Source organism: Paractinoplanes durhamensis (assembly GCF_016862175.1).
Taxonomy (GTDB): domain Bacteria; phylum Actinomycetota; class Actinomycetes; order Mycobacteriales; family Micromonosporaceae; genus Actinoplanes; species Actinoplanes durhamensis.
The window spans coordinates 18,280-27,382 of sequence record NZ_BOML01000004.1 but is presented as its reverse complement, the minus strand read 5'-3'; the positions used below and the strand labels follow the sequence as shown (position 1 = coordinate 27,382).

Annotated in this window: 5 protein-coding genes; 3 read left to right on the top strand and 2 right to left on the bottom strand. The window is 71.4% G+C overall.

What is annotated here, in order from left to right; all coding sequences use genetic code 11:
* Nucleotides 1–101 precede the first annotated feature (101 nt).
* Nucleotides 102–2,630 carry an MFS transporter gene (locus Adu01nite_RS01935; protein WP_239132065.1) on the bottom strand — a complete coding sequence of 843 codons (2,529 nt, stop codon included), beginning with the start codon at nucleotides 2,628–2,630 and terminating at the stop codon, nucleotides 102–104.
* 113 nt (nucleotides 2,631–2,743) lie between these two features.
* Here Adu01nite_RS01935 and Adu01nite_RS01930 point away from each other — a divergent pair, with 113 nt between their 5' ends.
* Nucleotides 2,744–4,852 carry a PKD domain-containing protein gene (locus tag Adu01nite_RS01930; protein WP_203724460.1) on the top strand — a complete coding sequence of 703 codons (2,109 nt, stop codon included), beginning with the start codon at nucleotides 2,744–2,746 and terminating at the stop codon, nucleotides 4,850–4,852.
* Here the strand turns inward: Adu01nite_RS01930 and Adu01nite_RS01925 are convergent.
* Nucleotides 4,842–6,542 (bottom strand): AfsR/SARP family transcriptional regulator, encoded by a 1,701-nt coding sequence (locus tag Adu01nite_RS01925; RefSeq protein WP_203724459.1) that lies wholly within the window; start codon nucleotides 6,540–6,542, stop codon nucleotides 4,842–4,844. The genes Adu01nite_RS01930 and Adu01nite_RS01925 overlap by 11 nt on opposite strands.
* Before the next feature lie 138 nt (nucleotides 6,543–6,680).
* On the opposite strand from Adu01nite_RS01925, the gene Adu01nite_RS01920 reads away from it, so the two are divergent.
* Nucleotides 6,681–8,351 carry a multicopper oxidase family protein gene (locus Adu01nite_RS01920; RefSeq protein ID WP_203724458.1) on the top strand — a complete coding sequence of 557 codons (1,671 nt, stop codon included), beginning with the start codon at nucleotides 6,681–6,683 and terminating at the stop codon, nucleotides 8,349–8,351.
* Nucleotides 8,351–9,103, top strand: coding sequence for a hypothetical protein (locus Adu01nite_RS01915; protein ID WP_203724457.1), 753 nt, complete (start codon nucleotides 8,351–8,353; stop codon nucleotides 9,101–9,103). Before Adu01nite_RS01920 ends, Adu01nite_RS01915 begins: the two co-directional genes overlap by 1 nt.

Sequence of the window (9,103 nt, the reverse complement as noted above, 5' to 3'; positions counted from 1 at the left end):
GCACGGCCGGCCTGGGCCAGCACGGCCGGCCTGGGCCAGCACGGCCGGCCTGGGCCAGCACGGCCGGCCTGGGCCAGCACGGCCGGCCTGGGCCCGACCCGTCAGGCTTGGGGCACCGCGCCGGCGTACGCGGGCGGGGTGCCCAGCACGATGTCGTGGTCGGTGTGCTCGCCGATCAGCTGGACCCGGCCGGCCACCGGTGCGTGGCCGCTCGCCGCGACCGTGTAGACGCCGGGTGGGAGGTCGCGCATCTCGTAGCGGCCCTCGCCGTCGGTGGTGGTGGAACCGGCGACCTCGCCCAGCTCGTCGACCGCGACCACCGAGGCCTCGGGGATCGGGCGGCCGGAGACGGCCGCCCGGACCACGCCGGTCAGGGTGCCGCCGATGGTCAGGACCAGGTCGGCCTGGCGGGTCCGGGCGGGGGAGATCAGCCGGGTGGCCGGGCGGGCGTGCTCGGCCGTGGCGGACAGCATGTAGTCGGTGTCGTCCAGGCCGGACAGCCGGTAGCGGCCCTCGGCGTCGGTGCTCGCGGTGGCGACCACCGCGCCGGACAGGTCGGTCAGGGTGACCGTGGCGCCACCGACCGGGCGGTTGCGGCGGTCGGAGATGCGGCCCTCGACGTGGCTCGCGCCGGCCAGCGACAGCACCCGGCGGATCTCGCCGGAACCGGCGTTGACCAGCACCGCGGCCGGCTGGTGGTCGTCGGCCGCGCAGATCAGCATGAACGTGCCCCCGTGCGGGAGCACGAGCCGGAACTCACCGTCGGCACCGGTGGTGGCGTGAGCGACGTGCCCACCCTCGAAGTCGGCGACCGTGACGGTGGCTCTCGGCAACACCGCGCCGTCCGGACCGTCGATCCGGCCGCTGATCACCGGGCCGGGAGCGACGCGATGCTCGGCGTGGGTCGGCATGACAACCGGCTCGGCCGCAGGCGTTTCCATCATCTCCACTGGCTTTTCCACCGGAGGGGGAGCCGGGGCCGCGGCAGGCGGGGGAGTCGGTGCGGGCGGAGGAGCGGGGGCTGTTTCCGGGGCGGGGCCGGCCTTGTCGCGCAGTTGCACCTGCGGCAGGAGCAGGAACAGTAAGAAGGCCACCACCAGGATCGCGGCGGCCAAAAGGAAGATGTGGTCCATCGCGGTGGAGAACCCCGACTGGAACGGCCGGGCCAGCGCCGGCGACGCCTTGGCCAGAAAAGAGGTGTCGTCGAGCGTGGTGTGCCCGCCACCCTGCAGGGCGGCCAGCAGCGGTTTGTTGGCCGGCATCGCGGCCAGCGCCGGATCACCCACCGCCCGCCGAGCGGCATCGGTGCCAAAGGCCTCGGAGATCCGGTCACCCACGGTGCCGAACAGGATGGAGAGGAACACCGCGGTCCCGGCGGTAGCCCCCATCTGCCGGAAGAAGGTGGCCGAAGCGGTGGCCACTCCGATCTCGGACGGCGCCATCGCGTTCTGCACGGCCAGCGTGATCGGCTGCAGCACGAACCCGAGCCCGAGCCCGAACACCCCCATGAACACCCCGGTCCGCCAGAACGGCGTGTCCACCCCCAGGGTGGCGAGAAGCAAAAGCCCGGCAACCATCAGAAGAGCACCAAGGATCGGGTACGGCTGGTAGCGCCCGATCCGGCTGATGAGCTGCCCGGAGATCAACGACCCGACCATGATTCCGGCGGTGAGCGGCAGCAGCTGAAGGCCCGACTCGGTGGGCGACGCACCCCGGACGATCTGCAGATAGAGCGGAAGCAGCGCGAGCCCGCCGAACATCCCCATGCCGATCACGAACCCGCCCGCCGAGGTCAGGGCAAATGTCCGGTTGGTGAAGAAGCGTAGCGGAATGAGCGCCGCCTCCTTCATGTGCGCTTCGGCGACCAGGAAGGCGAGCAGCCCGACCCCGCCGACGGCGAAGCAGGCGAGCGACCGCAGATCGGTCCAGCCCCAGGTCCGGCCCTGCTCGGCCACGGTGAGCAGCGGCACCAGGCAGACGCAGATGGTGGCCGCACCCCACCAGTCGATGCGGTGGTCGCGACGGTGGTGCGGCAGCCGCAGGACGCGCGCGACGACCAGCAGCGCGACGATCCCGATCGGCACGTTGACCAGGAAGACCCAGCGCCAGCCGGCGATGCCGAGGATCTCGTCGGCGCCCGCGAAGAAGCCGCCGATCACCGGGCCGAGAACGCTGGACATGCCGAAGACGCCGAGGAAGTAGCCCTGGTAGCGGGGCCGGTCCCGGGCCGGCGCGACGTCCGCGATGATCGCCAGGGCGAGCGAGAACAGGCCGCCGGCGCCCAGGCCCTGCAGCGCCCGGCAGCCCGCCAGCATGTACATCGAGGTGGCGAACGAGCAGGCGGCCGAGCCGAGCACGAAGATCGTGATGGCGGCCAGGAAGAACCGCTTCCGGCCGTAGATGTCGGAGAGCTTGCCGTAGAGCGGGGTGGAGATGGTCGCGGTGATGAGGTAGGCCGTGGTGACCCACGCTTGCATCGACAGCCCATGCAGGTCGTCGCCGATGGTGCGGATGGCCGACGCCACGATCGTCTGGTCGAGGGCCGCGAGGAACATGCCGAGCATCAGCCCGGCGAGCACCTCGAGGATCTGGCGATGACTGAGTTGGGCCGGCTCGTTGGTTGCTCCCACTCACGGCGCAACGATGCATCGTGCCGTGAGGTTTCAGCGGAGACTCAGCGGAACATCAGGCACGCCCGTCAGGGTCGCCGTCCGGAATCGTGCCGGACGGAATGGGGTGTCCTATGCGGAGAACAGCCGCCGCGGTACTGGCGGGCGTGGTAGGTGCGGCGGTGCTGGCCGGTGGGGCAGCGGCAGTCGTCGTCACCCCGGCAGCACCGAGGGCCGGAAAGCTGGTGCAGGTCGGCCCGATCGCCGAGCACGGCTTCCCGTCGTGGTTTCGGGACAGCAACGACGTACGCCTGGAGGCGTGCGTGACGCTGGACGATCCGCTCTGCCCGGCGCTGGCCGACGAGGTGCCCGACCCGGAACAGCCGGTGTCGTTCCCGGACAACTTCCCGGGCGAGTTCTTCTACCAGCTCGACGACGCCACCCTGACCCTGACCTCGGGCGCCCGGGTGGTGATCGGGATGAATCTGGAGGGCGCGTTCGCCAATGACCAGGTGGTGGACGGCGACCAGATGGTGTTCGGCCGGATCCGGATCCGCTTCGATGCCCCGGCCGGTGAGCGCTACCGGATCACCCACCCGTACGGCATCGACGACCTGGTGGCGACCGACACGAAGGGCGTCAACATGACCGAGGACATCGGCGCGGTCGCCGGTGCCTTCGGCCAGGCCCTGAACAGCCGGATCGGCCCGTTCCTGAAGTGGGATCCGGCGGTCGCCCCGGCCGCGCCGGCCGGTTACGTCGGCGATCCGGGCGTCGCGCACAAGGTGGTGGGCAGCCCGTACAACACGAACTTCATCCGGATCGAACGGCTCGACCCGGTCACCGGCGCGGTGCTGGCCCAGGTCGGTTTCACCGACACGTTCACCATCCAGGGCCGCTACGCCACCAACGCCGGCGTCGATGTCGACCAGGCGACGTACTCGGTCGACGGCAACGGCAGCGGCGCGCTCGAGGTGTTCGCGTCCAGCGAGCCCGGCCAGGCGATCGAGGTCACCGGCGTCCCGGCGCTCGGCTTCCGCACCACCCGGCTGCGCGGCGGCAGCAACGGCCGCTACTACGGCCGGTTCCCGATCACCGGCCCGGTTCCGCCGGGCACGAAGATCGAGGTGGTGAACGCGGGCGACCGCCCGGTCGCGAAGAAGACCAAAGCGGTCGTCGACGTGGTGCGGATCAACCGGATCGAGTACGACGCGGACGCCGGCACCCTCAGCGTGGAGGCCACGTCGAGCGGAACCGGCGTGCTGAGCGTGACCGGTTTCGGCCCGATCACCGGTTCCCCGTTCACCGGGGTGCTCGCGCCGCCGCCGACGATCACGGTCACCTCGACCGCGGGTGGCTCGGCGACCACGGCGGTGTCCGGCACCGGCGGCACGTTCCACCCGGCCGCCCCGGTGGCCGCCGCGACCGCCGACTCCCCGGCGATCGTCGGCCAGACCGTCCGGCTCAACGGCTCCGGCTCGGCGGGCGAGATCGACACGTACGCCTGGACCCAGACCGACGGCCCGCCGGTGGCCATCACCGGCGCGGACACCGCGTCTGCCGCGTTCGTCCCGGCCCAGCCCGGCACCTACACGTTCGCGCTGGCGGTGGCCGGTCCGGGCGGTTCCGCGGCGCCGGCGGCGGTGACCGTCACGGTGGTCGCGGCAGCCCTGCCGAAGTCGATCCCCGGCGCCGAGCAGACCGTGGTCCGCGGCCGCGTCGTGACTCTGGACGGCAGCCGGTCGACCGGTGCCGAGACGTACTCGTGGCGGCAGGTCTCCGGCCCGGCGGTGACGCTGACCGGCGCCACCACCGCGAAGCCGTCGTTCACCTTCCCGGCGCAGGCGTTGCCGGCGTCGCCGGGCCCGAACGCCGCGTTCGTCCTCGACAACAACCCGGTGGTGCTGGAGTTGACGGTGCGCAATCCGGCCGGGGTCGACGTGGCCACCACGACGGTCCGGCCGGCCGCCGAGCAGTTCACCGGCCTGGCGGTGCGCTACCGCACCGGCAACAACGAATGGCGGATCAGCGGCACCAGCACGCTGATCACCGGCCAGCGGATCACCGCGGTGCTCGGCGCCAACCTCACCGGCCGGGTGATCGGCACGCCGGTGGCGGTGGACGCGACCGGCGCGTTCAGCATCCGGGTGACCGGCCCGGTGCCGGGCCCGATCGTGCAGATCAGCCTGGTCACCACGACCGGCGGCAGTCAGCCGGCGATCCCGGTGAACATCACGAATTAGCCGAGAGCAGGCCGCGCAGGTAGCGGCCGGCCGCGCCGGACACCTGACCGGCCACGGCGTCACGGATCAACGTGGCGCGGTGGCCGGTCAGTCCGTCTCCGCGCTCGTCGAGCAGGTGGGCGTGGGTCAGGTGGTCGACCGCGCCCAGCACCTCGGCGGGCGGGTAGCCGGTGAGCCGGACCAGCTCGTCGGTGGTGAGGTCGCCGAGCACCGCGCCGAATCGCAGGATGTCCCAGGCCGGGTCGGGCATCCAGCGGGTGCGGGCCCGGGCGGTCTGCATGGCCACCCCGAGGGCCACCTCGCGGGAGCGGTTCGCGACCGCGACCAGGGCCGGGATGCCGCCGGTGCGGGCGATCAGGGTGTCGTCGCCGAGCGGCGCCAGCTCGCCGGCGGTGAGCGGCTCCAGCCGCAGGACGACCGGCGTGCCGAGCCCGGCCACCGGGCGCCGGACGATCTGCGACGGGTACTGGTAGGTCAGCACGAGGTGCAGGCCGGGGCAGTTCGCGGTGAGCCAGGCCAGCTCGGCGACGCTGGCCTCGTCGAGGTCGGCGGCGTCGTCGACGGCCAGCACGACCGGTTCCGGGCCGGTCAGCGCGGCGGCGATGCGGTCCAGCCGGGTGCGGTCCAGCGGTTCGCCGGGTTCGGCCGCGTCCACCACGGCCAGGGCGTCCGGCTCGGCGCCCAGCTGCTGAAGCGCGGAGCGCAGCCAGCCCAGCCGCTGCACCCGCACCGACAGCCCGGCCACCCCGATGCCGACCCGGCCGACCAGGTGCCGGGACAGCTCGGCGAGGTAGGCCGACTTACCGGCGCCGTGCGGGCCGACGATGTGCATGACCTTCGGTTGCTGCGGCTCGACGAGAACGCGCAGCTCGGCGACCCGGCCGAGGAACTCACTTGGGTTCGGCCGCCGGCGCGGCGACGCCGGGGCCGGTTCCGGCGGTGGCATCCGGTCGGTGAGCAGCTTGCGGTGCAGCTGCATGATTTCGGCCGAGGGGTGTACGCCCAACTCGTCGCTGAGCACCCGCCGGCACCGTTCGAAGAACCGCAGCGCGTCGTCGCGCCGATCCAGCGCGATCGCCGCCTCCATCGCCATCCGGTACGCCCGTTCCAGGAACGGGTTGAGCTCGATCGCCTCCTGGGAGAGCCGCAGCGACCGGTTGGCGTCCCGCTCGAGGCAGGCGGTGGCCAGCTCGAGCCGGGCACCGACCGCGGCGATCTGCACCTCGGTGCGGGCCGAGTCGGCCCAGTCGGCGTACGGGTCCTCGGGGAACGGCAGCTCCCGGGTCAGCTCGAGGATCTCCTCCTGCCGGGAGAGCCGTTCCGGCCCGCCCTGCGGCAGCGCGTCCAGGTCGCGGACCCGCTGGCGCAGGTCGGCCAGGTCGAGCTCGGCCCGGGCGGTGTCGAAGTAGTAGCCGCCACCGTGGGTGACGATGAAGCAGGCCGAGGCGGGGTCGCTCGGCTGCAGGCGGCGGCGGATCACCGAGACGTAGTGCTCCAGCGCGGCCACGTGGTTGCCGGGCAGCTCGTCGCCCCACACCGCGTCGGCGAGCGCGTCCTTGGACTGGATGCGGCCGTGCCGGGCGGCGAGGACGGCCAGCACCTGCCGGGCCCGTCTGGGCAGCTCACCGGCGGGCAACAACGTTCCGTCGCCGTCGGTCACCGCCAGCTGTCCGAGCACTCTGACCCGCATGTCTGACCGATCGGCAATCCGACAGCGGTTCTCAGGTTTTATTCAGCCCGGATCTGATTCTCAGCTTTTACTCAGGTGGACTTCAGAACGTGTTCCTAGCGTCTGCCGCCCCTGGGCACCTGAGAGGCGGGAGGGCGCATGACACCTGGACGGGTTAGCCGGCGCGATCTGTTGCGCGGAGCGCTGGCGGTGGGCGGCGGCGGACTGATCGTGGCGGCCGGCGGTGGCGAGGTACTGGCCGCATCGAGCAAGCTGGCCTCGAAGAACACTCCCACCCCGTACACAAATATGTTCCGGCGTCCGCCGGTGTTGATGCCGTTCGAGGAGGGCGTCGACGACAAGGGGCCGTTCCAGCGGTACCGGCTGACCCAGAAGCTCGGCTCGGCCTCGATCGTGCCCGGCCTGACCACCACGGTGGCCGGCTACAACGGGATCTTCCCGGGCCCGACCATCAAGGTGAACCAGGGCACCCGCACCGAGGTGCGGATCGCCAACAAGCTCACCGTGAACCGGATCAACGGCCTGCCGTTCTCCACGGTCACCCACCTGCACGGGTCGGCGTCGCTGCCGCAGTACGACGGGTACGCCAACGACCAGACCGCGCCCGGGCACTGCAAGACCTACCACTACCCGAACTGGCAGCAGGCGCGCACGCTCTGGTACCACGACCACAACCACCGGGACACCGCGCAGAACGTGTTCTCCGGCCTGGCCGCGCAGTACCACCTCAGCGATCAGTACGAACGGGCCCAGTTGCCGCAGGGCGAGTACGACGTACCGCTCGTGGTCAGCGACATGGCGTTCAACGCGGACGGCTCGGTGGCCTTCGACGACTCGGGAAACGCCGGCTTCATGGGCGACGTCATCCTGGTCAACGGCGTGCCGTGGCCGACCATGAAGGTCAAGCCCCGGGTCTACCGCTTCCGGGTGCTCGCGGCCGGCATCTCCCGCTCGTTCCGGTTCACCCTCTCGACCGGCGACCCGGTCTACGTGGTGGGCACCGACGCCGGCATGACCCCCAAGGTGGCCGCGGTGTCGTCCTGGCGGCACGGCGTCGCCGAGCGCTACGAGATCCTGATCGACTTCCGGAAGTACAAGGCCGGCACCAAGGTCGAGCTCAAGAACCTCAGCAACAAGAACAACACCGACTTCGCGAACACCGGCAAGGTGATGCAGTTCCAGGTGGTCGAGGAGACCGGCGCGAAGGACACGTACGTCATCCCCACCACCCTCGACCTCGGCCCGCAGCCGTACGCGAACCGGGGTGCGATCGAGGTCAACAAGCTCACCGCGGACATGGCCGTCGCGCGTCGCCGGCTCCGGGTCGAGCGCAAGCACGGGCTCTGGACGGTCAACGGCGAGACCTGGGAGGACGTCGAGGACTCCGGCTTCACCCGGGTGCTGGGCAATCCCAAGCCGTACGACGTGGAGATCTGGGAGTTGGTCAACGAGTCCGGTGGATGGTTCCACCCGTTGCACATCCACCTGATCGACGCCCAGATCATCGGCCGCAACACCACCGCCGACGGCAAGGCGCACCCGTGGGAGCGCGGCGGCAAGGACGTCTTCTACCTCGGCGAGAACGAGACCGTGACGGCGCTGATGCAGTTCACCACCGGCGACGGCAACGAGGGCGGGCGGTACATGACGCACTGCCACAACCTCGTGCACGAGGACAACGACATGATGATCCAGTTCGCGGTCGGCGACGCCAAGGTCAACGACCCGGTCTCGTCGGACAAGCCGGTCCCGGACAGCGACGACGAGATGCCGTCGACCTACGGCGCCTCCTACCCGCTGGGTACGTGATGCGCCGCCACCACCTGCTCGCCGCCGCCGCGGTGGCGGTCCTGATCCTGATCGGCGTGTGGAGCGCGCCGACCAGACCGTCCGCGTCGTCCCCATCGATTTCCGCCATAGGTGGGGACGACGCGGGCGACGCCCGGGCGACGACGACGTACGACGGGGCGATGGTGCGCAAGCGGGCCGCCATCGCCGTGCACCCGGTGGCCGGCGCGGACCGGGCGAAGATCCGGTCCGAGCTGGCCGCGGCGGCGAAGAAGGCCGACGTCGGGGCGCTGACCGAGGCGACCTTCGCGGTGTTCAGCGAGGAGATGCTGAACTACCTGGTGCCGGAGATGACATTCGTGCTGCCGGAGGGCGTCCCGGTGACCCGGGGCGAGGCGTTCATGCGTGACCACCAGCCCGCCGACGTGGCGTTCTACCTGGTCGAGCCGGTGCTCCTGCACGACCTGACGTTCGCCGTGGTGCCGGCGGCCGGGGTCACCCCCACCGCGGTCCGGGACGCCGAGGACAGCGAGGGCATCCTCGCCGACACCCTGAACCACTACGAGACCGCGGTGCAGTCGGCCGGGGTGACCGTGCGGTATTTCGGCGCGATCCTGAGCGACCCGGCCATCGCCGCGGTGCGCGACGCGATGGCCCGGGCCGCCCAGGTGCCGGCCGACCGGGTGCAGGTGACCGCGAACGAGCCCGGCCCCGGCATCGACCTCTCCAACGGGGGACCGCTGCTGGACGACGAGTCACCCCACCACCACTAA